Source organism: Vaginella massiliensis (assembly GCF_900089075.1).
In the GTDB taxonomy this organism is placed as follows: Bacteria; Bacteroidota; Bacteroidia; order Flavobacteriales; family Weeksellaceae; genus Weeksella; species Weeksella massiliensis_A.
In genome coordinates this window covers 948,914-973,923 of sequence record NZ_LT593746.1, presented here as the reverse complement: position 1 = coordinate 973,923, position 25,010 = coordinate 948,914, and the positions used below count along the sequence as shown (strand labels likewise).

General features: G+C 39.4%; 20 protein-coding genes and 8 tRNA genes. 4 read left to right on the top strand and 24 right to left on the bottom strand.

What is annotated here, in order from left to right; translation table 11 throughout:
* Nucleotides 1-18: 18 nt before the first annotated feature.
* The 13 genes from BN8061_RS05905 to BN8061_RS05845 all read right to left on the bottom strand — a co-directional run bounded on the left by BN8061_RS05905 (nt 19) and on the right by BN8061_RS05845 (nt 10,181).
* Nucleotides 19-90 (bottom strand) — tRNA-Thr (locus BN8061_RS05905).
* Nucleotides 91-99: 9 nt separating this feature from the next.
* Nucleotides 100-172: transfer RNA gene (locus tag BN8061_RS05900), tRNA-Gly, on the bottom strand.
* Between the two features lie 96 nt (nt 173-268).
* A tRNA-Tyr gene (locus BN8061_RS05895) sits at nt 269-351 on the bottom strand.
* Nucleotides 352-373: 22 nt separating this feature from the next.
* Nucleotides 374-447 (bottom strand) — tRNA-Thr (locus BN8061_RS05890).
* 111 nt (nt 448-558) lie between these two features.
* On the bottom strand, nt 559-858 hold the full coding sequence (hpf, locus tag BN8061_RS05885) for a ribosome hibernation-promoting factor, HPF/YfiA family (RefSeq protein ID WP_068597326.1): 300 nt from the start codon (nt 856-858) through the stop codon (nt 559-561).
* Nucleotides 855-1,760, bottom strand: coding sequence for a tyrosine-type recombinase/integrase (locus BN8061_RS05880; protein ID WP_068597324.1), 906 nt, complete (start codon nt 1,758-1,760; stop codon nt 855-857). Before BN8061_RS05880 ends, hpf begins: the two co-directional genes overlap by 4 nt.
* Nucleotides 1,761-1,836: 76 nt before the next feature.
* Nucleotides 1,837-2,031, bottom strand: coding sequence for a 30S ribosomal protein S21 (rpsU, locus tag BN8061_RS05875; protein ID WP_068597323.1), 195 nt, complete (start codon nt 2,029-2,031; stop codon nt 1,837-1,839).
* 81 nt (nt 2,032-2,112) lie between these two features.
* On the bottom strand, nt 2,113-3,255 hold the full coding sequence (locus BN8061_RS05870) for an acyl-CoA dehydrogenase family protein (protein ID WP_068597320.1): 1,143 nt from the start codon (nt 3,253-3,255) through the stop codon (nt 2,113-2,115).
* Between the two features lie 61 nt (nt 3,256-3,316).
* Nucleotides 3,317-4,246, bottom strand: a complete 930-nt coding sequence (locus BN8061_RS05865) for a cation diffusion facilitator family transporter (RefSeq protein ID WP_068597319.1) — start codon at nt 4,244-4,246, stop codon at nt 3,317-3,319.
* A gap of 43 nt (nt 4,247-4,289) precedes the next feature.
* The gene (gene pruA, locus BN8061_RS05860) at nt 4,290-5,918 is read right to left on the bottom strand and encodes an L-glutamate gamma-semialdehyde dehydrogenase (protein ID WP_068597317.1); all 1,629 of its coding nucleotides are present in this window, start codon (nt 5,916-5,918) and stop codon (nt 4,290-4,292) included.
* A gap of 103 nt (nt 5,919-6,021) precedes the next feature.
* On the bottom strand, nt 6,022-7,275 hold the full coding sequence (locus BN8061_RS05855; RefSeq protein ID WP_094745869.1) for a type IX secretion system plug protein: 1,254 nt from the start codon (nt 7,273-7,275) through the stop codon (nt 6,022-6,024).
* Nucleotides 7,262-7,690, bottom strand: a complete 429-nt coding sequence (locus BN8061_RS05850; RefSeq protein WP_154662267.1) for a hypothetical protein — start codon at nt 7,688-7,690, stop codon at nt 7,262-7,264. The genes BN8061_RS05855 and BN8061_RS05850 overlap by 14 nt, the downstream gene beginning before the upstream one ends.
* 67 nt (nt 7,691-7,757) lie before the next feature.
* Nucleotides 7,758-10,181, bottom strand: coding sequence for an alpha-ketoacid dehydrogenase subunit alpha/beta (locus tag BN8061_RS05845; RefSeq protein ID WP_068597310.1), 2,424 nt, complete (start codon nt 10,179-10,181; stop codon nt 7,758-7,760).
* A 438-nt stretch (nt 10,182-10,619) separates the two neighbouring features.
* Here BN8061_RS05845 and BN8061_RS05840 point away from each other — a divergent pair, with 438 nt between their 5' ends.
* The 3 genes from BN8061_RS05840 to BN8061_RS05830 all read left to right on the top strand — a co-directional run bounded on the left by BN8061_RS05840 (nt 10,620) and on the right by BN8061_RS05830 (nt 13,466).
* On the top strand, nt 10,620-11,534 hold the full coding sequence (locus BN8061_RS05840) for a hypothetical protein (protein ID WP_068597308.1): 915 nt from the start codon (nt 10,620-10,622) through the stop codon (nt 11,532-11,534).
* A gap of 57 nt (nt 11,535-11,591) precedes the next feature.
* Nucleotides 11,592-12,464 carry a hypothetical protein gene (locus tag BN8061_RS05835; protein WP_154662266.1) on the top strand — a complete coding sequence of 291 codons (873 nt, stop codon included), beginning with the start codon at nt 11,592-11,594 and terminating at the stop codon, nt 12,462-12,464.
* Between the two features lie 153 nt (nt 12,465-12,617).
* Nucleotides 12,618-13,466, top strand: a complete 849-nt coding sequence (locus BN8061_RS05830; RefSeq protein ID WP_068597305.1) for a hypothetical protein — start codon at nt 12,618-12,620, stop codon at nt 13,464-13,466.
* A 69-nt stretch (nt 13,467-13,535) separates the two neighbouring features.
* Here BN8061_RS05830 and BN8061_RS05825 read toward each other — a convergent pair whose 3' ends face one another.
* From BN8061_RS05825 to BN8061_RS05815, 3 genes are all read right to left on the bottom strand, one after another.
* Nucleotides 13,536-14,495: an endonuclease/exonuclease/phosphatase family protein gene (locus tag BN8061_RS05825; protein WP_068597303.1), complete on the bottom strand. Its 960-nt coding sequence runs from the start codon at nt 14,493-14,495 to the stop codon at nt 13,536-13,538.
* A gap of 349 nt (nt 14,496-14,844) precedes the next feature.
* Nucleotides 14,845-14,925: transfer RNA gene (locus tag BN8061_RS05820), tRNA-Leu, on the bottom strand.
* 53 nt (nt 14,926-14,978) lie between these two features.
* A complete protein-coding gene (locus tag BN8061_RS05815) occupies nt 14,979-15,761 on the bottom strand; it encodes an MBL fold metallo-hydrolase (protein ID WP_068597301.1) in 783 nt (260 codons plus the stop codon).
* A 136-nt stretch (nt 15,762-15,897) separates the two neighbouring features.
* Between BN8061_RS05815 and BN8061_RS05810 the strand changes: the two genes are divergently transcribed.
* Nucleotides 15,898-17,343 (top strand): nicotinate-nucleotide adenylyltransferase, encoded by a 1,446-nt coding sequence (locus BN8061_RS05810; RefSeq protein ID WP_068597299.1) that lies wholly within the window; start codon nt 15,898-15,900, stop codon nt 17,341-17,343.
* Between the two features lie 70 nt (nt 17,344-17,413).
* Here BN8061_RS05810 and recA read toward each other — a convergent pair whose 3' ends face one another.
* The 8 genes from recA to dnaE all read right to left on the bottom strand — a co-directional run bounded on the left by recA (nt 17,414) and on the right by dnaE (nt 24,999).
* Entirely contained in the window at nt 17,414-18,418 is a 1,005-nt protein-coding gene (recA, locus tag BN8061_RS05805; RefSeq protein ID WP_068597297.1) for a recombinase RecA, read from the bottom strand.
* Between the two features lie 14 nt (nt 18,419-18,432).
* Nucleotides 18,433-18,888 carry a thioredoxin-dependent thiol peroxidase gene (gene bcp, locus BN8061_RS05800; protein WP_094745900.1) on the bottom strand — a complete coding sequence of 152 codons (456 nt, stop codon included), beginning with the start codon at nt 18,886-18,888 and terminating at the stop codon, nt 18,433-18,435.
* A 127-nt stretch (nt 18,889-19,015) separates the two neighbouring features.
* A complete protein-coding gene (locus BN8061_RS05795; protein WP_068597295.1) occupies nt 19,016-19,426 on the bottom strand; it encodes an NUDIX hydrolase in 411 nt (136 codons plus the stop codon).
* A gap of 329 nt (nt 19,427-19,755) precedes the next feature.
* A tRNA-Asp gene (locus BN8061_RS05790) sits at nt 19,756-19,832 on the bottom strand.
* 36 nt (nt 19,833-19,868) lie between these two features.
* Nucleotides 19,869-19,945 (bottom strand) — tRNA-Asp (locus BN8061_RS05785).
* 37 nt (nt 19,946-19,982) lie between these two features.
* Nucleotides 19,983-20,059, bottom strand: a tRNA-Asp gene (locus tag BN8061_RS05780).
* A 131-nt stretch (nt 20,060-20,190) separates the two neighbouring features.
* Nucleotides 20,191-20,508 (bottom strand): thioredoxin, encoded by a 318-nt coding sequence (trxA, locus tag BN8061_RS05775; RefSeq protein ID WP_068597293.1) that lies wholly within the window; start codon nt 20,506-20,508, stop codon nt 20,191-20,193.
* Between the two features lie 99 nt (nt 20,509-20,607).
* Nucleotides 20,608-24,999 carry a DNA polymerase III subunit alpha gene (gene dnaE / locus BN8061_RS05770; protein WP_068597291.1) on the bottom strand — a complete coding sequence of 1,464 codons (4,392 nt, stop codon included), beginning with the start codon at nt 24,997-24,999 and terminating at the stop codon, nt 20,608-20,610.
* Between the last annotated feature and the right edge of the window lie 11 nt (nt 25,000-25,010).

Below are 25,010 nucleotides of genomic sequence, written 5' to 3'. Positions count from 1 at the left end.
CACAAGAAAAAAAACGTGAGCCAACGACGGGAATTGAACCCGCGACCTCTTCCTTACCAAGGAAGCACTCTACCCCTGAGCTACATCGGCAAGAAATAGAGCGGGAAACGGGACTCGAACCCGCAACATTCAGCTTGGAAGGCTGACGCTCTACCAATTGAGCTATTCCCGCCTGTTCTTTCTGTTTTTTACAATTCTGAATTAAAACCTTGCAAAGGTAAAAAATTATTTTATTTTTCTTATAATTCAGAACGAAAAAATTATAAAGTGGGAAGAGCAGGATTCGAACCTGCGAAGGTGAAAACCAACGGATTTACAGTCCGTCCTCGTTGGCCGCTTGAGTATCTTCCCAACACAAATTTCAAAAAAAAAGAGCCGATAGAGGGACTCGAACCCACGACCTGCTGATTACAAATCAGCTGCTCTAGCCAGCTGAGCTACATCGGCAATTTTCTACTTCTCTTACAAAGAACAGTCCGTTAACTGTTGTTTTAACGGACTGCAAATTTACATAGATTTTTTTATAATCCAAATTTTTGAAATATTTTTTAATCCCATTTATCGGTCTGCAATTTTTTCTTTGCGTTTGATGATTAAGCGTTTCAAGGTATCCATGGATAAATCGATACACTCTTCGAACGATTGTCCTTTTTTGCTGACCAAAATATCGTCGCCCGGAATTTCTAATCTTACATCTATCAACTTGTTATCTTTTTCCGATGTGTTTTCTAATTTCATCGTGACGTCTGCCGCAATAATCTGGTCGGTCAGATTGTCTAACTTAGATAACTTCTGCTCTAAATACTCTTCTAGGTTTTGTTTCGCATTAAAATTAACCGCTTGAAATTTTACTTTCATAGTTCTTCTTTTTTACGCCCACGTGGGTGAGCTTGGTTAAACACTTTTTTTAAAATATGAATGCTACTGTGTGTATAGATTTGTGTAGAAGACAAACTCGAATGCCCTAATAATTCTTTTACCGCATTCAGATCTGCATCATTCTCCAACAACTGTGTAGCAAAGGTATGCCTCAATACATGCGGCCCCTTCTTTTTCTTGTTTGTAATATGACTAAGATAATATTTTACCAGATTGTAAACAAATTTATCGTACAAAGGTTTTCCTATAGTGGTTATAAAAAATGTTAAATCGCCTTCGAGAGCGACTTCGGAACGCAATTTTTGGTATCGTGCCAATTCTTCTAGCAATTGATCTGCAACTGGCAAAAGGCGTTCTTTGTTTCGCTTTCCTATTACTTTGATTGTTTTTTGATGGTAGTCTATCTGATTTGTTTTCAACTGAATAAGCTCAGATCGACGCATGCCGGTTTGGTAAAATAAATTCAAAATCAATCGGTCTCTTATTCCTTCAAAAGTATTCGGGAACAAGCCTTCGTATTCGAAAAGTTTTTGGGTTTCAGTTTCTGTCAAAGGAACCAGCACTTCTTTTTTGGTCTTGAGTGATTTGATTTGACTGGTAGGTGCGGTAGAGATTAGCCCTATTTTCATCAAAAATTTATAAAAAGATCGCAGCGTCGTGAGTTTACGATTGATGCTTCTGTCTGAAAGCTTGTTTTGCGAAAGTCGCATAACGAATGCTCTGATGTGATTTTTTGTGGCGTGCTCAATTTCGTAGGTCAATTCTTCTTCGAAGAAAAAGTCTTTAAAATCTCGAAGGTCTATCGCATAATTTTTCACCGTATGTTGCGAATACCGTTTTTCGAGCAATAAATAATCGAGAAATTTCTGAATATAATCCATAAAAAAACCTATTCACCAAAGTTATAAAACTTCAACGAATAGGTTGTACAAATTTATTGTAAACTATTTCTTTTGCTTAAGCTTCTTCTTGAGCTAGCAAAGCTTGTTTGTAGATTGCTCTACCCATTTTTTGACGTTTAAGAACAGATGGTTTGGTGTATTGTTGACGTGCTCTTAGCTGGCGCAATACTCCTGTTCTATCATATTTTCTCTTGTATTTTTTAAGGGCTCTTTCGATTGATTCGCCGTCTTTTACTGGAATGATTAACATAATCTATCTATTTCTTTTTGTTTCTATATTTTGAGTTTGCAAATATATAACGCTTTATATTATTATACAAATACTTTTCTCTTAATCTTTTATAATATTTCTACCGATGACCAATTTTTGAATTTCGGTGGTTCCTTCGCCAATGGTACACAATTTCGAATCTCGGTAGAATTTCTCTGCTGGGAAATCTTTGGTATAACCATAACCTCCGAAGATTTGAACCGCTTCGTTGGCAATGCGCACACAAGCCTCTGAGGCATAATATTTCGCCATCGCTCCTTCGGTCGACATCGGGAGATTTTTATTTTTGAGGTAGGCAGCTTTGTAAATCAACAATTCAGAAGCTTCGATTTCGGTTGCCATTTCTGCTAATTTGAAATTGATGGCTTGGAAATTCGCAATCGGTTGCCCGAATTGTTCTCTTTCTTTTGCATATTTCAACGCCGATTTGTAGGCTCCTTTGGCAATACCCAAACTCAATGCTGCAATCGATATGCGTCCGCCATCTAGAATTTTCAGCGCTTGTTTGAATCCTTCTCCAACTTCTCCCAAACGGTTGGCGTCTGAAACGCGCACATTATCGAAAATAAGTTCTGCGGTTTCCGAGGCGCGCATTCCTAATTTATTTTCTTTTTTACCCGAAGTAAATCCTGGCGTTCCTTTCTCGATAACAAAAGCTGTTGCGTTATTTTTTGCACCTTTCTCTCCAGTGCGTGTCATCACAACGGCAACATCACCCGAAATGGCGTGCGTAATAAAGTTTTTGGCTCCGTTGATCACCCATTCGTCGCCATCTTTTACTGCTGTGGTCGACATTCCTCCAGCATCAGAACCTGTGTTGTGCTCGGTAAGTCCCCAAGCGCCAATCCATTCGGCTGTTGCTAATTTCGGGATCCATTTTTTCTTTTGTTCTTCATTCCCAAAAGTCAAGATATGATTGGTACACAATGAATTATGCGCCGCAACCGATAAACCAATCGATGGGTCTACTTGCGAAATTTCATCTACGATTGTTACATATTCGTCGTAAGACAAACCGCTACCGCCTAATTCTTCTGGAACTAAAATTCCCATAAAGCCCATCTCTCCCAATTTTTTGAATACTTCTACCGGGAAAGTCTGGCTCTCGTCCCAATCCATGATATTGGGTTGGATATGTTGTTGTGCAAAGTCTTTTGCAGATTGTGCAATGAGTTTTAAATTTTCGTTTTCTAAATATTTCATTTTTGTGTGTTTTTGCTTCGCTAAATTATAATTTTAAATTGAGTTTTTTATTATGAAAGCATTATTCTAAATTGATTAGATCATTTAACTTTTCTTGATAGGAGGTTTGAAGCAGATTATCGGGTTCGATATGAATCAGCACATCTGCGATTTGTGGCATCTTTGCCATGATTAAATCTTTTACCAAATGTCCGATTTCATGTCCTTCGCCTACCGATAGGTTTTGGCTCACAATCACGTGTAAATCTACAAAATACCGCATTCCAGACTTTCTGATGTTTGCCTTATCGGTACCTAAAACCCCAGGAACCCTATGTGTAAACTCGATAACTTTTTCTAACTCTTCTCCATACAAATGCTCGTCCATCATTTCGCCTAAAGCTGGGCGAAGGATTCTATAAGCGTTGTACACAATGATCCCAGAAGCGATGAGTGCAGCAACATCGTCTGCAGCCTCCCAACCTGGACCTAAAATGAGCGCAAACGAAATTCCGATAAACGCCATCATCGATGTAATAGCATCGCTGCGATGATGCCACGCATCTGCCTTGAGCGAAGAACTATTGCTCTCTTTGCTCTTTCGGATTACATATTGATATGATAATTCTTTGAATACGATGATGCCTCCTAAAACGATGAGGGTAAAAGGTTTTGGAGTTTCGTGCGGCGTTGTAATGTTCTGAACGCTTTCTACCGCAATAATTACCGCAGAAACCATGAGAAAAAGCACAACAAGAAAAGTAACAATCACCTCTGCTTTACCATGCCCATAGGGATGATTGTCGTCTGCTGGTCGGGCAGAATATTTGAGTCCGAAAAGCACCAAAATAGAAGAAAACACATCGGTAGTCGATTCTATAGCATCGGCGATCAAGGCGTAAGAATTACCAAAGTAACCTGCTATTCCTTTGATCAAGGCTAATATCAGGTTTCCAAAAATGCTAAAGACAGACGCTTTTATCGCTATTTCGCTCGTTGAAGATGTGCTCATAATAAAAAAAACCTCACCGAAGTGAGGTTCAAATTTATAAAAATTATTTTTCTAAAAATGGATAACGATAATCTGTTGGGTGAACAAATTGCTCTTTTACGGTACGAACAGACGTCCAACGCAGAAGATTCATTGCCGAACCTGCTTTGTCGTTTGTACCAGAAGCTCTTGCTCCACCGAAAGGTTGTTGCCCCACAACAGCTCCCGTAGGCTTGTCGTTGATGTAGAAATTACCCGCTGCATTTTCGAGTTTTTTGTATCCAAGAGCTAAGGCGTCAGCATCCAACGCGTACAATGCTCCAGTAAGCGCGTAGTCTGAAGTTTGGTCTACCAACTGCAAAGTTTCTTCGTATTGATCGTCTTCGTAAACATAAACGGTAAGTACTGGTCCGAAGATTTCTTCTACCATACTCTCGTATTTTGGATTGGTAGTTTTGATCACCGTCGGATCGATGAAATATCCTTTTGATTTGTCGAAATTTCCACCCATTATCACTTCAGCATCGCTTGCTTCTTTGGCACGTGTGATATAACCCGAGATTTTATCAAATGCTTTTTCGTCAATTACAGCGTTCACAAAGTTGGTAAAATCTTCTGGCGAACCTACTGTAATCGACGCCAACATTCCCTTCATTTCTTTCTCTACCTCGCCCCATAAACTCGATGGAATATATGCTCTTGATGCTGCCGAACATTTTTGACCTTGGTATTCAAATGCTCCTCGTACCAAGCCAATTGCGACATCTTTGGCCTTTGCCGATTGGTGTGCAACAACAAAGTCTTTGCCTCCTGTTTCTCCTACGATTCTCGGATACGTTTTGTGAATATCGATGTTACTTCCTATTTTTTTCCACAAATCTTTGAAAACCTGTGTAGAACCTGTAAAATGTAATCCTGAAAAATCTGGGTGGCTGATGCATGTTTCGGCTGTTTCTGCACCACCAGTAAGTACCATATTGATCACCCCATCTGGTAAACCTGCTTCTTTGAAAACCTCCATGATAACTTTGGCAGACAACAATTGTTTGTCAGACGGTTTCCACACCACCACATTCCCCATCAATGCCATACAAGACGGTAAGTTACCCGAAATTGCGGTGAAGTTGAACGGTGTGATGGCAAATGTGAATCCTTCTAAAGGACGATATTCTACTTTGTTCCAAACGTTTGGTGATGAAACGGGCTGATCTGCATAAATCTCGGTCATGAATTTCACGTTGAAACGTAGAAAATCGATGAACTCACAAGCTGAATCAATCTCGGCTTGCATGGCGTTTTTAGATTGCCCAATCATCGTTGCTGCATTAATTTTGGCACGGTATGGTCCCGCGATCAAATCTGCCGCTTTCAAAAAGATTGCTGCACGTGTTTGCCAAGGCGTTTGAGCCCAGGTTTTACGAGTTTCTAAAGCTACTGCAATGGCTTTTTTTACATCTTCTTGAGTTCCTTTATGGTAATATCCCACAACTTTTTGGTGATCGTGCGGTGGTCTTATTTCCATTTTATTTCCGCTAAAAACTTCTTCCGACCCAATGTATTGCGGAACTTCGGTAACGGTATTATACATTTCTTGGTATGCTGCTTGTAGAGCGATACGTTCTGGCGATCCTGCACCATATGCTTTTACCGGTTCGTTGACCACTACGGGGATTTGAATGATTGCGTTTGACATTTATATTATTTTTGTGTTGATATTAGGTCTTGCAAATTTAAGGATAATTGTTGTGATTTTATTCATGATGATTTACATCATCCTAAAACAAAATCTTTTCCCATCAGTTTCTTGAATTTCCTTCTCCGTAACCCAAAAGCAAATCGTACCGATATCCCCAAGGTCTAAAGTAAAAAAGGGCTTGATACAAATTTTCGGTTTGCCAAAAACTGCCGTCGACATAGGTCTGCGAAACTGCTCCTGTTTTGGTGTCTCTTACAGCAAACTGATAATTGTAATACCCTTGTTTCAGGTAGAGATCAAGCTCGAGCATTCCGCTTTCGGCTCGATGCATTTTATTCTCTTCGACAATCGCCCAGTTATTAAAAGCGCCTACGACATACACTTCGAGTTGCCCAGCTTTGTCATCGAAGCGATCGAGTGCAAAATTTACCCAAGTATAATCTGCTTCGGAAGCGGCATTCAGCTCATTTCCCAATCGTAGGGTGCGAATGTAAAAATTACCATTGATATCAGGATAATCATTATAAACAAATTGATACTGAGGCTCATGCGGACGCAAAAAAGTGTAATACACACTGTCTTGTCGAAATGTTTTTTCGGTAGAAAGTGCTGGCACATCGAGATTCTTGGTATCGAACCAATTGTATTCGCTTCCGCCTTCTTTCAACAAATTCAACGAATTGTAAGTAAGCTGATTTGTACGAGAAAAAGTCGGCCGAACGTTCGAGATATGATCGTTCCAATTATTGTTTTTCATGATGAACAACTGGGCGCCATCTGGCGATTCGGTCAAATTCAGTTCGCCACTCACCACCTGCACTTGTATTCGTTGGTTGAACCATTCGTCTTTCGGATTCACATAACGATTAACTAAAACGCCAACATCGGCCCTGCTTTCGTACACGGCGAATCTTTTGGTAAAAAGCGGTTTTTCATCGTTGTCCAAATAAACCTTCAGCACATAATTGCCTGGCAATTTCAAGCGCATTTCTTTGTTTGGAATTTGCAATTGATAATTGGTGTATCGCTGATAGGTATTGAAAGAATTTTTGTGCGTTCTGATATAATCTGAATTGTATCCGTCTAAAAATTCTGACTGGAAAATATTGGATTCCGACCAATCGGCATTGCGATGTTCTATTTTGTATTGATAACGTTTGTAACCAGCATTCAAATCATCAAAAGAAATTATTAAATACTGTCCCATCGCAATTACAGGCGTGTTGTCGTTGGAATTGGGATTGAATAATTGTAATGATTTGATATTTTTTGGAGGTGTCACTTCTTCGAATTGAGCCATCGTAAAGCAACTCAACAAGTATAAACCTAGCACTAAAAAATTAGACCACTTCATCAAAAAATCGAGGTTTTAATTTATTGAACGTTAAACATATCGCACTTATCATGCCTAATATTAATAAAAATATCAGCACAAAACTAGGTTTTAACAACAAATTATACCAAACAAATTTCGAGAAGACGCTATAACCAATTTCAAAAACGTTCTGAGATTCGAGCGAAGAGGCAAAATGCAACAAGGCGATTGTTGCGATAAATAGGCTCATCAACACATTGAATTGAGAAAAAGAGACCAAAAACAACAGGCTAAAAACCACGATGAAATACAACCCAATGGATGACCTGGAGAGTTGACAATTGGTCACATCATCTACCATATTACTGAACCATGACTGATGTGCAGAATAGAGCAAAATACAAATCAGTATAGACAATACAAAACTCAGTAACAAATGTAAAAATACGCGCATAAAAAAGTGTCTGGCTAAAATTTAACGCAGACACTTTAGGATTATTGTATAAAAATTTAACTTTTTATTAATAAATTTTCGGGAATTGATTTGGATTGCTTTCATGCATCAAATCATAAACACGTTCAACGATTTCGTCTACCGATGGTTTGGAGAAATAATCACCGTCTGTACCGTATGGCGGACGATGTTCTTTGGCAGTGATTGTGAGTGGTGCACTGTCTAGATTAAAGTATGCTCCTTGCTCTTCCAAGACTTTTTGCAGCATATAAGCCGATGCACCTCCTGGCACATCTTCGTCTACAATTACCAATCGGTTGGTCTTTTTTAGCGATTGGGCAATATCGTGTTTCAAATCGAACGGAATCAAGGATTGCACATCGATTACTTCGGCATCTATACCAAGGCTAGCTAATTCTTTTGTTGCCTCCGTTACAATTCGCCAAGTAGAGCCATACGTCAAGATCGTAACATCTTTACCTGCTTTGGTGATTTCTACCTCTCCGATTGGCGTGGTAAATTCGCCCAAATTGGTCGGCATTTTCTCTTTCAGTCGGTATCCATTCAAACTTTCTACGACAATTCCTGGTTCGTCTGTCTGCAATAACGCATTGTAAAATCCAGCAGCCCTTGTCAAATCACGAGGCACCAGAACATTTACCCCTCTTACCAAAGAAAGAATACCGCCCATAGGTGATCCAGAGTGCCAAATCCCTTCCAATCGATGCCCGCGCGTTCGTATGATCAAAGGAGCTTTTTGACCGCCTTTGGTACGATAAAAAACAGTTGCTAAATCATCTGAAATTCCTTGCAAACAATACAATACATAATCTAGATATTGTATTTCGGCAATCGGTCGCAAGCCACGCATTGCCATTCCGATTCCTTGCCCCAAAATGGTTGCCTCGCGAATTCCTGTATCGGCTACACGTACTTTTCCGTACTTTTCTTGTAGGCCTTCTAGCCCTTGATTTACATCTCCAATATTTCCTGAATCTTCTCCAAATACGAGAACGTTGGGATATTTCTCGAAAATTTTATCGAAATTATCACGAACCACCACGCGTCCGTCTTCTTCTCCTACCTCATCTGAATAGGTAGGCGCTATATTTTTCACATGTTCGTTTGCCAATGCACTATCGCTGTATAATTTAGAATTATAAGCCTCTTGCTCTATTTCTAAATGCGTTTGTAACCAAGTGATGAGCGATGATTTGGCTGCCAAATTTTCTGCTCTCACCAAACGCAAAACTTTTCGCACCACAGCAAAAACATCACGTTTGAATGGCGTTTGTTTCGACTTCAATACGTTGTATTCCAATTCGATAAAAGATGCGTTGGCCGATTCTTTTTTCAGATTTTCTATTAGTTCTAATGCAGACGCTTTCAGCGCAAGAATAGGATTGAGGTATTCTTCCCAAGCCTGTTTTTGCTCGGTCTTCACTTGCGCTTTAATTTCTTTTTCTAAAGCATCTAACTCTTCTTCGGTTGCCAATTGATTTTCATCATCTCTGAAATCTAAAATCCACTCTCTGAAACGTTTTATTCCATCGTGCTCTTTTTCCCAATTGAGGCGCGTCTCGTTTTTATAACGCTCATGAGAGCCAGAAGTCGAATGCCCTTGAGGTTGTGTACACTCAGACACGTGCACAATACAAGGTATATGATGCTCGCGAGCCAAGGCTTCGGCACGCGTATAGGCGTCGATCAAGGCTGGGTAATCCCAAGCTTTTACAGAAAATATTTCGTAGCCACGCTCATCTTCTGTACGTTGAAAACCACGCAGCAATTCAGACAAGTTCGATTTGGTTCTTTGGTATTGTGCCGGTACAGAAATACCATAACCATCGTCCCAGATCGACACAATCATCGGCACCTGCAACACACCGCCCGCATTGATGGTTTCCCAAAAATGCCCTTCAGAAGTACTGGCGTCACCTATTGTACCGAAAGCGATTTCGTTTCCATTTACCGAAAATTTTTGTTCTGGATCTGCATTTTCTAAAGCTCGGTAAACAGAAGAAGCTTGTGCCAAACCAAGCAAGCGTGGCATTTGACCCGCTGTTGGCGATATATCTGAACTCGAATTTTTTTGTTGGGTGAGATTTTTCCAAGATCCGTCTGCATTCAATGAGCGGGTAGCAAAATGCGATGTCATTTGTCGACCTCCCGACATCGGCTCTTGCTCCAAATTGGTGTTGGCATACAGCTGAGCAAAAAATTGCTTTACGGTCATTTGCTCTATTGCAAACATAAATGTTTGATCTCGATAATATCCCGATCGGAAATCTCCATTTTTGAAGACTTTTGCCATTGCAATTTGTGGCAATTCTTTACCATCACCAAAAATTCCAAATTTAGCCTTACCTGTCAACACTTCTCTTCTTCCCAAATAGCTTACCTCTCGTGACATATAAGCTTTTTTGTAGTCGTTCAAGATTTGACTTTTGAAAGTGTCGAAGGAGATTTTTTCCATATTCTGTGATTCCATTCTATCCTTTTTGTTTGTTGACTTACAAAAATAGTAAATTAAAGTGAAAAAATATTGTTTTTTCATCGCCAGCGACCCTAAGCTCTTTCCTTAGTCTTTGCTATTATAGAAGTATTATTGCCTTTTTTCTATGTTTTCTTGCCGTTAGAAAAAAGGCTTTTTCGGCATATTTTTTGTGCATAACACATAACTTACAGCCTTTATAAACATGCTACAATGGTGAAATTGTGTTTATTATCTTGCCAAAACTGCTTTTGAATGCAATAGCTTTTGACTACAATTGTCTACATCTGTAATTTGACTATTTTGGAAATATCAAAAAATAATTTTCAGATTTTAATTATTTGTTTATATTTGTACAATTGATTTTACACGTCAAAAAAAATCTATTTATTATATAAACCTTGTGAAACAACCTAATAAACTTTTTTTTAGAAAATGAAAAAAAAAAACCTCCTTCTATTAATAATATTGTTTGCAGCAAGCAGCCTGCACGCACAAGTCGGGATCAACACCGATAACCCACAGCAAACCTTTCATGTAGACGGTAAAAAAGACAACCCCACTACCGGCTCACCATCTGCAGACCAACAAAAAGACGATGTAGTGATAACCGAAGAAGGCCGCCTGGGCATAGGCACCATAGCGCCAACCGAAAGTCTAGATGTAGACGGTAGAGCAAGAATACGCAATACCGACTCGCTGACAAACACAGCAGTATCGGCACTGTATGTGGACGAAAATGGTCTGGTGGGCAGAAGCTCTAGAAACATTAAGGCAGCTTACCTTGGATCCAACAAAAAATACAATCCAGGGAATTTTGAAGACTATAAGCATAATAACCATTATTATCTTCCGGTAACTCTAGACGATGTCAAGGTCAACACACTTGGTGTTACCTATGTACCAGAAAGCACAACACCAGAAGGTGTGAAAAAACCTGCGTCTATACAAATACACGAAGATGGGTATTATATGTATTCTGGCTCTATAACCTTTATGGGCAGCCTAAATAATGATGGCAATGGACTTGGATACATAGATTTTTTCATAAATGTTTCTGGTTATACGGGGTCTGGTTCTGGTCATCAAGATGATGAAGGTTATTACACGATAGGTGGGAGAAGAGCTTTCACGAGAGAGAGTCTGAATTCTGGTGCGTCTTATTCCTACACCTTTCCTACCAAAATAGCCTATCTACATGCAGGGACCACCTTCACCATATCCATGTTTAACAGTAAAATCCCAACATCATTTGGTCGTGTAAATTTTAGAACTAGTTCTTTTAGCACCTTTTTTGTCGACGGTTCGGGTGATGTGCCCTCGTACACCCTCAGCATCATCAAACTATAAGATGGATGCCAGTTCAAAATTTTATAAATAAAAAAACACCTAAAACTCAATAAAAAAATGCATACTAAAACCTTTACTCTCCTTATAATTCTATTGGTAGCAAGCAGCCTCTATGCCCAAGTCGGGATCAACACCGAAAACCCGCAGCAAAGATTTCATGTAGACGGCCAAAGAGACAACCCCACTACCGGCTCGCCAACGGTAGACCAACAAAAAAACGACGTAGTCATCACAGAAGACGGTCGTGTAGGTGTAGGCACCACAGAACCCACCGAAAGCCTAGATATAGACGGAAAAGCAAGAATACGCAACACCAATACGCTAGACAGCGAAACGGTATCGCCCCTGTATGTAGACGAAAATGGCTTGCTGGGCAAGGCAGAAATCCATCAGTTTTTTTCATATTATTCACAGGGTAATTTTGATGAAGATCTTAAACCATATTTTGTAGATGAATTTCTTTATAAAGAAAATAATCCTTACATATTTAAAATGTATGATGATCCTTATACTGTTGATGCCAATACCCTACATGTAGAAATTACTACACAAGGTGAAGCCAAAATCCCGGCAAAAGGAACCTACATTATAGGAGGCTCTATATTACCCGTATTGATTTTTAATGGAAATGACGGCCAAGAATATGCACACATCACCTATGATATTGAGGTGAAAAAAGAGGGGGAAACCAGTTGGACATCGATATCTGAAGGGAGAGCCGCTTACCCGAGAAAAAATCTCACCTATTTGTTTTATACTGCTATCTTCCCTACCACGATCGTAGACCTAGAGCCAGGCACATTGGTGAGAGTATCGCTGTACTGCACCAATACAGCCACCTCTAAAAGCACTATACCTAGTAATATCAATCATATCTCAAGTCCATTATATAGTTTTCCAGCGTTTACACTCGATATTTATAAGCTATAGAGAGATGAGATACTGTAGAAGCTTCTTTATTCGATGGCTGGGTAGAGATTACTATATTAATAACAACAAGACATTTTACAGCAAAGTAATCCATACAGAATAAAAAATTTTAATAAATGGATTATAGAATACAACTTAAACTTTTATAAAAAAATGCATAGAAAAAACATCATCCTTCTTATAGTGCTTCTTGTGGCAAGTAGCCTATATGCACAAGTCGGGATCAACACCGACAATCCGCAACAACTGTTTCATGTAGACGGTAAAATAGACAACCCACCTACAGACTCACCAACTGCAGACCAACAAAAAAACGACGTAGTCATCACTGCAGATGGCCAACTTGGCATAGGCACCACGCTGCCAAGCGAAAGTCTAGATGTAAATGGCGGAGTAAGAATAAGAGTACTAGATTCTATACCCGACCCTAAAGCTATACCGATCTATATAGATGAAAACGGTTTGGTAGGTATGGCAGACTTTACTAAAGTAGCTACTTTTATAGTTTCTGATAAAAATTATGTTGTAGAACCAGGTCCGTTTAATAGCGGTACACCTTATATTCTACCAATAAATTCTGATGATCTAAAGAAAAACACGCTAAAAGTTACAACCTCATCGAATAATGCAATCATCCCAGAAGATGGAGTTTATTTGATTTCAAGTTCTGTAGCTGCTCGACTTTTATTTAATCCAGCTGATACCCAAAAATACGGGTATATAGCTTTTAGTATCGACATAAAAAGAAATGGGGAATCTACTTGGACTACGGTATCAGGCGGTAGAAAAACTTTTTTCAGAGTAACAAATCCCTTAGAAGACAATTATACCATTCCTACGGCCATTGTCCGACTAGATTCTGGTTCGTCTGTTAGGGTGAAAATGTTCAGAACAAAAGATAGTAGTGGTAATCTTCAGGGAGCCTCTATCCTTACCTCTTATATAGGAGGTGTAAACCGACACAGAGGATTTACACTCAATATCAAAAAGCTAAATGAATAAAATTTAGCTACCAATCGACATGTTCACCTAAGAAAAAGCAGCCAATTTCTTGCCAATCGGTTCTAGAATTTATTCTATTTTCAGTTCAGCAATGATCGGGAAATGGTCAGATTCTATAAAGTCACCGCGGTAAAAATTGGTTACTTTTATATTCTTCGAGACCCAAATATGATCGATATTGGTTCTGAAAAAAGGGATATACGCATTCCAAGAATTTTGTAAACCGTAACCGCTTCGAGCGTCTTTCAAACGATCACTTTTCAACACCTCGAAGTTTGGCGAAAATACCGTGCAATTGAAATCGCCAAGAAATATCACATAATCAGCGTTGAGTTGATCGATTTCTTTGCGCATCAGCTCGAATTGTAGATTTCTTTTCAGAAAACGCTGCTGATTTGGAATGGGCGGAACAGGATGCACACCCAGTATTTGAACTGCTTTCTGATTGACCCTCACTGTTGCCAACAACGATGGATGCTGATCGTCTATATAATGTTTCACCTCAATTGTATCCAACGGAATTTTACTGTACAAACCAATTCCAAAATTATTTTCCCTCACTTCTTCATGATGATACGGATAATGAGTTCGCACAAAATCGATTGCTTTCTGCCAAGCTGGCGTCAATTCTTGAATCAAAATCACATCGAAATTCTCTTTTTCCAAATAATTTTTAAACTCTTCTACTTTATGATTTTGAGAAAAAATATTGATCGACCCGATTTTGAAATTAGGTTCTTCTGCTTTATCGTTCGCACCAAAATAAAACGGACTCAAATGTTGGTATAAAGTATAAAGCGAAAAAATAATCATGATTGGATACACCAACGACTTCTGGGTTCGATGCCGCACTTGATACGAATAACACAAGGCAAACATCACGCACAACAATAATGTATAAACAGAATATTGCGCCAAAATATCGAATATCCAATAATTATAGAAGGCTTTGCCCGATAGGTAAACCAAAAAATTGAAAAGCGCAAGAAATCGAAAAATCTTTGTTTTGCTTGGAATTTGAATCTTCATCTTGCAAAAATATTCAATATTAAGTCCAATTCTTCGGTTTTTTATTAATTAGTTACTGTATTTAATCCCTGCAAGAACGCTGTGATATTTGGAATAAAAAAATCTTTCGCAATAAATTTGCTTACTGAATATTTTTTCTTAAAAAAAACAACATCCGTAAGAGGAAAAAGATTTTTTTTTCATATGGTTTTTTAAATAGGTTTAGGTTAGGTAAGGTCTTCGGCAATGAAGACCTTATTTTTTTTTAGTAAAAACCCAAACTTCGTCTTTAAAATTTATCATTATTGAAATAAATGGAGAATAAGTACAAAATAAAAAAACCTCAACTTCAATGAGTTGAGGCTTTAAGTACTCGGAGTGGGAATCGAACCCACACTCCAAAGGAACACGAGTTTGAGTCGTGCGCGTCTACCAATTCCGCCATCCGAGCGTCCTTTTGGGATTGCAAATATAATACGGTTTCTATTTTTTACAAATATTTTTTTACATTTTTATTTGCAAATTATCATACGCCAAACTTATTCCTTTGGGTAACTGCGAGTTAACCTCAGAAAAAAATCCCATTTCGTAACTAATGTGCGTGATATAGGTTTGCTTTGCTTTCAATTCTCTAGACAACGCAATGGCATCTTCTAACAACAAATGAGCATGATGCGCTCGTTCTTGCCTCAGCGCACTTATTACCAAGACCTCGATATTCATCAGTTGTTGTTTCGATTCTTCTGGTAAAAATTTTACATCGGTAAGATAAGCCAAGCGTTGATCGAAAATATACCCGAGTATCGGCAATTGTCCATGAAAAACTTTCACGGGTTGAATCTGCAAATCTCCTATCATCAACGACTGGTTTTCGTCTATCGTATGCTCCTCAATTCTTGGAACACCCGGGTAACGGTCTGCTGTAAAAACATAAGGAAATCGCTGTTTGATGGCTTCAATCACCCTATCTAACGCATAAATAGGCATTTCTTTGCCCGACTTGAAGACCAAAGGTCGCGTATCGTCTATGCCCAACACATGATCGTTGTGCTCGTGGGTAAACAGTATCCCATCCAACCGATCTACTTTTGCCCGAAGCATTTGCATCCTAAAATCTGGACCACAATCGACCACCAGACGAGTGTATTTTTTTTCGACCATAAACGATGAGCGCAAACGCATATCGCGCACATCGGTTGACAAACACACAGGATGATCACTCCCAATAACAGGAACACCCTGCGAAGTGCCTGTTCCTAAAAACGTAGCCACAATTGTCTCTTTCATGCATAGCTAATTTACGGTATAAATCTACTATCAAAAACCGTTTTATTGTTAAAAATAGACCGATTTTTCTAATGTTAATTTGTAATCCCATTACGAATTGATAAATTTACAACTTCTAAAAAAAGCTTCAACTTTCATGACGTCGATTCAACAAGTTTTAACGCCAAAACAAAAGGCGCTGATCATCAATTTGAACCCTAAAATCTATGGTTCTTTTGCCGAGATCGGTGCAGGACAAGAAACGGTTCGGTTTTTCTATCGTGCTGGTGCAGCTTCTGGTACGCTCGCAAAAGCCATGAGTGCTTATGATAAAGATTTTTCTGATGCCATTTACGGCGTTGAAGATGACAACCGCTATGTAACCCAGACGCGGTTGAAAAAAATGCTGGATCATGAAATGAGGTTGATGAAAAAGCGTCTGACCAAAGAGCAACACAAAGAAAAATGTTTCTTTGCCTATGCCAACACCGTAACAACGATTGATTACGCCAAGAAAAACGAAGGTCATGGGTGGGTTGGACTTCGTTTCAAACTGAATGTTGAAGACAAAGAAGCCGACGAAATTGTTTTTCATGTAAAATTCAAAGAGAACTCAGCCCAATTGCAACAAGAGACTTTGGGAGTTTTGGGCGTGAATTTGATTTATGGCGCTTACTATTTGCACGAGAATCCAAGAGCATTGATACAATCACTTTACGATACGCTCGACAAAGATCAGATCGAAATTGATATGATCAACTTCAGAGGGCCACACTTCAAGTATGTCGACAACCGATTGATGAGTTTACAATTGGTAAAAAACGGTTTTGCCGATGTCGTAGTTTTCAATCCGCAAGGTAAAAATGTCTTACCAGCCGACATGCTTTACAAAAAAAATATTTATGCCGTTCGAGGATCTTTCCGCCCATTTATGAACGTGAATAAAGACATGTTCGAAGGCGGATTGAGAAAATTTATGCAAGCCGAAGGAGTAACCGAAAGCAATACCGAAATTCTTTTCGAAATTACGCTGAGCAATTTGATTGCCGCGAGCGGACAAGGCGAATTGGACGAACGAGATTTTCTCGACAGGGCCGATATTATCGGGAGTATGGGCTACAATGTAATCATCTCTGATTTCTCTGAATATTACAAACTCGTCGATTATTTTTCTAAATTCACTCGCAATCAAACCAAAATAGGATTGGCAATGGGGGTAAATAATCTCTTAGAAATTTTCAAAGAGAATTATTACGTAAATTTGCCTGGTGGCATCATGGAAGCCTTTGGTAAACTCTTCAAAAAACACATGAAGATTTACCTTTATCCTTACCTCGACAAAGAAGAAAATAAATTGCTTACTTCTAAAAACCTGAAGGTCGAAAAGAATTTGCACGAGTTATACAAATATTTCTTGTACAATGGTAAAATAGAGGATATTGAAGAATATAACGAAGAATACCTCAACACCTATTCTCGCAGATTACTGGAGCGGATCGCTAATGGCGAAGAGGGTTGGGAAGAAGAATGCCCGCCAGTTGTTGCCGAAATGATCAAAGACCGAAGCATGTTTGGATATCGACAGAAATTAAAAATCGATTAATTACCATAAAAAATTCCTGTTTTAGCAAAGCTAAAACAGGAATTTACTATTTTTTCTGAGCGAGTTGCAACTAAGCTTCTGCTCCTTTTATCATCTCAACGATTTTCGCTTCTATTTCTTCTGCAAGCTCTGGGTTATCTTTCAAAACATCTTTTACAGCGTCTCGCCCTTGTCCCAATTTGCTTTCGTTGTAAGAATACCAAGAACCCGATTTCTGCACTATTCCTTTATCAACAGCCAAATCTAGAATCTCACCAACTTTAGAGATTCCTTCTCCATACATGATATCGAATTCAGCCTGACGGAATGGTGGAGCCACTTTGTTTTTCACCACTTTTACTTTGGCGTGATTTCCGATAACCTCATCGCCATTTTTTATCTGCGTTGCTCGTCTGATGTCTAAACGAACCGATGCATAGAACTTCAAGGCGTTTCCCCCTGTTGTGGTTTCCGGATTTCCGAACATTACGCCAATTTTCTCACGTAGCTGATTGATGAAAATGGCTGTACACTTGGTTTTAGAGATTGTAGAGGTTAACTTTCGCAAGGCTTGAGACATCAAACGCGCTTGTAATCCCATACGAGAATCGCCCATTTCTCCTTCGATTTCGGCCTTTGGCGTAAGTGCAGCAACCGAGTCGATAACGATGATGTCAATGGCACCAGAGCGTATCAAATTATCGGCAATTTCTAATGCTTGCTCACCATTGTCGGGTTGTGAGACGATGAGGTTTTCTACATCTACCCCCAACTTTTCTGCATAGAAACGATCGAAAGCATGCTCTGCATCAATAAAAGCAGCAATACCTCCTTGCTTCTGTGCCTCTGCTATCGCATGCAAGGTCAAGGTCGTTTTACCCGACGATTCTGGTCCGTAAATTTCGATCACTCGCCCTCTTGGGTAGCCGCCAATACCTAATGCCAAATCCAATCCTAAAGACCCAGACGGAATCACTTCTATTTTATCGTCTACGGCACTATCGCCCATTCGCATCACTGCGCCTTTTCCGTAGGTTTTATCCATTTTGTCTAAAACCAATTGTAAGGCTTTCTTTTTATTATCTAGATCACTCATTTCTAATTATTTTTTTATTGTTTTAAAATTTGATTTGCATGTTCTTTGGTTTTCACCTTTTCGATTACCTCTTCGACCACACCTTCTTCATCTAAGATAAAGGTTGTGCGGTGAATGCCATCATAGGTTTTCCCCATAAATTTTTTGGGACCCCAAACGCCAAAAATATTAATTATTTCGTGCGATTCATCGGCCAGCAACGGGAAGGGTAATTGATATTTTTCGGCAAATTTTTTTTGTCTTGTAACCGAGTCTGCACTCACGCCTAGCAATTCGTAGCCTTTGGCTTTTAGGGCAGATTCGTTGTCGCGTAAATCGCAAGCTTCGGCAGTACAGCCTGGCGTGCTCGCTTTCGGATAGAAAAACACCACCAACCTTTTACCTTTATAGTCTTGTAGAGACACCGTTTTTCCATCTTGATCAACACCTTTAAAATCAGGCACTTTATCTCCAACTTTCAGCATAATTATTTTGTTTTGGGTCTTCTTGTAAAAATAAAGAATATATCTTGATTTGAACGACATTCGACCGAAATTAATTCTGATTTACTTTGCAAATATAGCTTCTTTTAACGACAAGATGTGTCGCAATAAATTTTTATCGATTAAATTTTTCTAACCATCTGGGCAGGGCAAATTCTGACAATAAATGAGCCAACGGGTAGTTCTTGTAATTGGTTCGATTCAACCAAAGCAGCTCTTCGATTTCTGCTTGTGTCGCGATGCTTGTGTCTTGCGACAATTCTACTTGATAGATATGCGCATGCACTCGGGTGTTTTTTTCGTTTACCGCCAAGGTATGGTGTTGCCCCAAAAAGAGGACCTGGTGCTGGGTGATATCGAGATTAATTTCTTCGAGAAATTCGCGTTGTAATGTTTCGAATGGTTTTTCGTTTGCCTCGATTTTCCCGCCTACCAGTTGAAAATATTTTGATCCTTTTTTACGAACGACCAGCAATTCGCCTCGAGGATTGAGCACAAGAGCATTGGCGATATAAAGCGTTTTCATCTTGAATTATTTTGTAAATTCAGGCTAAGTTCTGAATTGACAGCGAAATTTGATAAACAATAACTAAACTATCAAACTTTTATTTTAAAAATTCTTTACCTATCAAATGCTTTTCGGGTAATTATAAATCTAAAAAATACTATTCTCGGTTTTTTATTTTTCGCCAAAAAGTTGATTATTAATAAAATCTATGCGCTTTGCTGTTAAGGCTAAGAAAATCAAATAGTCACGATCTGAATATAATTTTTTTGAAATTCTTTGATGATGTTAGAAAAAAAATGCTGTAAAATCTAAATTTCACAGCATTTTGTATCGCATTGAGATTATAATGGCGATCCGGACGGGACTCGAACCCGCGACCACTTGCGTGACAGGCAAGTATTCTAACCAACTGAACTACCGGATCAGTATTCTTATAAATATTTTTGTTCGAAAAAAAACTTGGCGATCCGGACGGGACTCGAACCCGCGACCACTTGCGTGACAGGCAAGTATTCTAACCAGCTGAACTACCGGATCAGTATTTTTATAAATATTTTTGTTCGAAAAAAAAACTTGGCGATCCGGACGGGACTCGAACCCGCGACCACTTGCGTGACAGGCAAGTATTCTAACCAACTGAACTACCGGATCAGTGTATCAGTTTCGGATTGCAAATATACACGGTTTTTTGTTACTTCCTAATAAAATTCATAAAAAAAACTCAGTTTTTCAACTGAGTTTGTCTAGTATTTTAGAAATCAAATATTTATTGATTTATATTTTTACAGCAATGCTTCTAGTTTTGCCACCAATTGTTCTTTCGGTGCTACTCCCACTACTTTGTCTACTACTTCACCGTTTTTGAAATAGAGAATCGTCGGGATGTTGCGGATACCGTATTTGGCTGCAACTTCTTGGTTGGTGTCGACATCTACTTTTGCCACCACTGCTTTTCCAGTGTATTCGCCTGCAATTTCTTCGACTACTGGTCCTACCATACGACATGGACCGCACCAAACTGCCCAAAAATCTACCATAGCTGGTTTACCCGAGTTGATGATTTCGCTTTCAAAACTTGTATCTGTTACTTCTAATGCCATAATCTTGTTTTTGTTTTATTAGCTGTTATGATAACAAATGTAGTAAATTATTATTGAATTATGGTTTTCTTCTTATTATTTAAACTTATTCGATCATCATCAATTCAAATGATAATGCAGATGCTGATATTCGTCTATCTCATGAATCAACTCTCGACAGATATTGACTTTGAACTTGGCTGATGGCAATTCGAGTTTTTGTTTCAACGCTTTATCAATGATATAGAAGTTCAGTTTCTTGTCTCCTTGATACTTCATAATCAGCTCCATCAGACGTTCGATCAATTCTTCAGAAAGATCGTCTAATTTCACGGTGAGTGTAAGGCTGTCGGTGTTTTGGGTTAAAATCTCACTCAACAGTTGCATTTTGATGATTTTGGTAAACATTCGGCTGCTGTTTATGTTTCCTTCTTTGTCTTTGTAGATGCGTTGTGAGAAACTCAACCGAATGTTGAGAAATCGGTTTTCGCTCAAGAAATGTTTGAATTTGAGGTAGTCTTCGCCAAACAAGGTAAATTCGTATTGATCGGTATAATCGCTAAAGGTAAAACTACCGTATTCGTTTCCGCTTTTGGCAATTCGGTGTTGTACATTGCTCATAATTCCACCAATCGAAAGCTCTCGATCCAACAAGTTTTCTTCGTTCCCCTTCAATTTTTGAAGGCTCATATTGGTCACCAAAGCCAACTCGTTTTTGAAATCATCTAACGGATGCGACGAAATATACATCCCGACCACTTCTTTTTCTTTTGCCAATTGCTGTACCATGTTCCATTTTTCGCAATCTGGCAGATGAGGAACAACATCTTCTACTTCGCCTAGTGCATCGCCAAACAAAGAGGTCTGCGCACTGCCTTTTTGAGCCTGATAATTTGCTCCGTATTTTATAATTTTCTCCAAACTGCTGGTTCCGTCTTCTATATAAAAATAGCGTCCTCTATGAAAAGGGAACTGATCGAAACCGCCAGCAAGAATCAGATTTTCTATTGTTTTTTTATTCACTGTTCGAAGATCAACTCGCTTTACAAAATCGAAAATGGATTGGAATGCGCCGTTTTCTGCTCGTTCTGATATGATGGAATTTACGGCAGCTGTTCCTACACCTTTTATCGCTCCCATACCAAATCGTATGGCATTATCTTCGTTCACATTGAATTTCACAATCGATTCGTTTACATCTGGACCCAACACTTTCAAGCCCATGCGTTTGCATTCTTCCATAAAGAAAGTCACTTGCTTGATATCGTTCATATTATTCGACAATACTGCTGCCATGTATTCTGCTGGATAATGAGCTTTGAGGTAGGCCGTCTGATAGGCTACCCAAGCATAACAAGTCGAGTGCGATTTGTTGAAGGCGTAGGATGCAAAGGCTTCCCAATCGGTCCAGATTTTCTCTAAAATTTTGGGATCATGACCTTTTGCTGCTGCTTGATCAACAAATTTTGGTTTCATCTTGTCCAAAACATCTTTTTGTTTTTTACCCATTGCTTTTCGCAATACATCGGCATCGCCTTTAGAGAAATCTGCTAGTTTTTGCGACAACAACATCACCTGTTCTTGGTAGACCGTGATACCGTAAGTTTCTGCCAAATATTCTTCCATTGCCTCGAGATCGTAGGTAATTTCTTCCTCTCCATTTTTTCTACGGATAAAAGACGGGATATATTCCAATGGTCCTGGTCTATACAGCGCATTCATGGCAATGAGGTCGGCAAATACCGTTGGTTTCAGTTCGCGCATGTATTTTTGCATGCCAGGAGATTCGTATTGGAAGACGCCGATGGTTTCGCCCCTTTGGAAGAGTTCGTAGGTTTTGACATCATCTATCGGGAAGTTGTCTGGGTCTAAATCAATACCATGACGCATTTTCACCAATTTCACGGTGTCTTTAATCAAAGTCAACGTCTTCAACCCTAAGAAGTCCATTTTCAGTAAACCTGCACTTTCTGCAACAGAGTTGTCGAATTGTGTCACATACAAATCCGAATCTTTTGCTGTGGTGACGGGTACAAAATTCGTAATATCGTCTGGTGTGATGATTACCCCACAAGCGTGAATTCCAGTATTACGAACCGAGCCTTCTAGCACTTGAGCTTGGCGAATGGTCTGTGAGGCAAGATCCGAACCACTGGCTAAGCGTTTCAGTTCTTGAACCGCTTCTAATTCTTCTGTTCGGAGCGCTCCTTTCAAGGCTTGGTCATCCAAAGAGAAGATTTTAGAAAGTTTCATATTCGGAATAAGACCTGCAATACGATTGGCTTCGTACAACGGCAAATCGAGTACACGAGCTGTATCTTTTATCGAAGACTTTGCAGCCATCGTTCCGTATGTAATGATTTGCGCTACCTGATTGGCTCCATATTTATCGATTACATAATCCATGACCAAAGAACGGCCTTCATCATCAAAATCGATGTCGATATCGGGCATGGAAACTCGGTCTGGATTCAGAAAGCGCTCGAAAAGCAAATCGTACTGAATAGGGTCTAAATTGGTAATTCCTAAACAATAGGCAACGGCAGAACCCGCCGCTGAACCTCGACCTGGACCAACTGAAACACCGCGTCTTCTGGCTTCTGCAATAAAGTCTTGCACAATCAAAAAATAACCTGGATAACCTGTCTTCTCGATCGTTGCCAATTCAAAATCGAGGCGTTCTCGAATTTCGTCTGTCAATTCATCATACCGTTTTTTTGCACCTTCGTAAGTGAGGTATCTCAAATAGGCGTTTTCGCCCCTTTTTCCGCCGTCTAAATCGTCTTCGTGATTGATAAATTCTGTCGGAATATCGAATTTTGGCAACAGTACATCTCGATACAAAGTATACTCTTCTACCTTGTCTATGATTTCTTGTATATTGATGATGGCATCTGGAAGATCTTTGAACAAGTCTTTCATCTGATCTTCCGACTTGAAATAATATTCTTGATTTGGCAAACCAAAACGATAACCTCGACCTCGCCCGATGGGTGTCGATTGTTTTTCGGCGTCGCGCACGCATAACAAAATATCGTGTGCGTTGGAATCTTCTTGGTCTACATAGTAGGTATTATTGGTTGCAATGGTTTTAATCTGATGTTTTCGAGAAAATTCTATTAGCGTTTGGTTGACTCTGTTTTCATCTTCTTGTTGATGCCGCATCAGTTCGATATAAAAATCATCGGCAAACATTTCTTTCCACCAAAGCAAGGCTTCTTCTGCTTGTTTTTCTCCGAGGTTGAGAATCTTGTTTGGCACTTCGCCTTGCAGATTTCCCGACAAAACGATGAGGTCATCTTTATATTTTTCGACCAATTGCCTATCGATTCGTGGTACATAATAAAAGCCTTCGGTATAGGCGATAGAAGCCATTTTGGCGAGATTGTGGTAACCGTTTTTGTTCTTTGCCAAAAAAACGATTTGATAACCGTTGTCTTTTTTGGTTTTGTCTAAATGATCTTCACACACAAAAAATTCGGCTCCAATAATGGGCTTGATCGGAACTTCGGTTGGTGTTTTGCCTTCTGCGACCAAGCTTTCATTTTTTGCTTTAACTACTTTATTGTAATTCTGCACCTCTGCATTGAACAAGAATGCGCCCATCATATTTCCATGATCGGTAAGCGCCACAGCAGGCATTTTGTTTTTAGCAGCAGCTGCCACTAAATTTTTTACAGATATGGTTGATTGTAATACAGAAAATTGCGAATGGTTGTGCAAATGAGCAAATTTTGCTTGTTGAAACTGAATAACAACTTCTTGAGAAATTTCGGGTACATCGGTAGCGGGCGAATCTTTCGCTTGTTGCTCTGCAATGGCTTGCGAGGCTTGCTTCAGGTTGACATGATTCAGCCCAAGCGAGCTGATCTGCGTTGGATTTTCTTGTTCGAATCGATCAAAATAATCTTCTTCTACCTGCAATTCTTCTCGGGTGAAAACACCTTGGCGAACAAGCTCGAAAAAACAACGCGTCGTCGCCTCTACATCGGCTGTTGCATTGTGTGCTTCGGAAAACGGCACACCAAATAAATATTCGTGTAACTCGGTAAGGGTTGGCAATTTGTATCGACCTCCACGTCCGCCTGGCAACTTCAGCAATTCGGCAGTAACCTCTGTACAGGTATCCAAAACAGGCATTTCATGTAACTGATTTTCAACCTTATTCCGATAGAATTCTGCTCCCATAATCTTCAAATCGAATCCTACGTTTTGCCCAACTACAAATTTGGTTTGAGTCAAAGCGTGATTGAATTTTTCGAGCACTTCTTGCAGTGCAATTCCTTTTTCGGTTGCCAAAGCTGTTGAGATTCCATGAATCCGCTCCGAATCATACGGGATGTCGAAACCGTCTGGTTTTATCAAATAATCTTGATGATCGATCAATCGTCCCATTTCGTCGTGCAATTGCCAAGCGATTTGTATGCATCGCGGCCAATTGTCGGTGTCTGTAATGGGTGCGTTGTAGTCTTTTGGAAGACCAGTTGTCTCTGTATCAAAGATTAAGTACATGGAGTTTTTTT

What these genes read in the sequence shown, in the direction of transcription:
- BN8061_RS05810 (WP_068597299.1), top strand. Translation starts at nt 15,898, where the DNA reads ATGACGTCGATTCAACAAGTTTTAACGCCAAAACAAAAGGCGCTGATC.
- hpf (WP_068597326.1), bottom strand. Translation starts at nt 858, where the DNA reads ATGAAAGTAAAATTTCAAGCGGTTAATTTTAATGCGAAACAAAACCTA.
- dnaE (WP_068597291.1), bottom strand. Translation starts at nt 24,999, where the DNA reads ATGTACTTAATCTTTGATACAGAGACAACTGGTCTTCCAAAAGACTAC.
- BN8061_RS05830 (WP_068597305.1), top strand. Translation starts at nt 12,618, where the DNA reads ATGCATAGAAAAAACATCATCCTTCTTATAGTGCTTCTTGTGGCAAGT.
- pruA (WP_068597317.1), bottom strand. Translation starts at nt 5,918, where the DNA reads ATGTCAAACGCAATCATTCAAATCCCCGTAGTGGTCAACGAACCGGTA.
- BN8061_RS05865 (WP_068597319.1), bottom strand. Translation starts at nt 4,246, where the DNA reads ATGAGCACATCTTCAACGAGCGAAATAGCGATAAAAGCGTCTGTCTTT.
- BN8061_RS05835 (WP_154662266.1), top strand. Translation starts at nt 11,592, where the DNA reads ATGCATACTAAAACCTTTACTCTCCTTATAATTCTATTGGTAGCAAGC.
- BN8061_RS05795 (WP_068597295.1), bottom strand. Translation starts at nt 19,426, where the DNA reads ATGAAAACGCTTTATATCGCCAATGCTCTTGTGCTCAATCCTCGAGGC.
- BN8061_RS05850 (WP_154662267.1), bottom strand. Translation starts at nt 7,690, where the DNA reads ATGCGCGTATTTTTACATTTGTTACTGAGTTTTGTATTGTCTATACTG.
- BN8061_RS05855 (WP_094745869.1), bottom strand. Translation starts at nt 7,275, where the DNA reads ATGAAGTGGTCTAATTTTTTAGTGCTAGGTTTATACTTGTTGAGTTGC.
- BN8061_RS05870 (WP_068597320.1), bottom strand. Translation starts at nt 3,255, where the DNA reads ATGAAATATTTAGAAAACGAAAATTTAAAACTCATTGCACAATCTGCA.
- BN8061_RS05840 (WP_068597308.1), top strand. Translation starts at nt 10,620, where the DNA reads ATGAAAAAAAAAAACCTCCTTCTATTAATAATATTGTTTGCAGCAAGC.
- recA (WP_068597297.1), bottom strand. Translation starts at nt 18,418, where the DNA reads ATGAGTGATCTAGATAATAAAAAGAAAGCCTTACAATTGGTTTTAGAC.
- trxA (WP_068597293.1), bottom strand. Translation starts at nt 20,508, where the DNA reads ATGGCATTAGAAGTAACAGATACAAGTTTTGAAAGCGAAATCATCAAC.
- BN8061_RS05815 (WP_068597301.1), bottom strand. Translation starts at nt 15,761, where the DNA reads ATGAAAGAGACAATTGTGGCTACGTTTTTAGGAACAGGCACTTCGCAG.
- BN8061_RS05825 (WP_068597303.1), bottom strand. Translation starts at nt 14,495, where the DNA reads ATGAAGATTCAAATTCCAAGCAAAACAAAGATTTTTCGATTTCTTGCG.
- BN8061_RS05880 (WP_068597324.1), bottom strand. Translation starts at nt 1,760, where the DNA reads ATGGATTATATTCAGAAATTTCTCGATTATTTATTGCTCGAAAAACGG.
- BN8061_RS05845 (WP_068597310.1), bottom strand. Translation starts at nt 10,181, where the DNA reads ATGGAATCACAGAATATGGAAAAAATCTCCTTCGACACTTTCAAAAGT.
- rpsU (WP_068597323.1), bottom strand. Translation starts at nt 2,031, where the DNA reads ATGTTAATCATTCCAGTAAAAGACGGCGAATCAATCGAAAGAGCCCTT.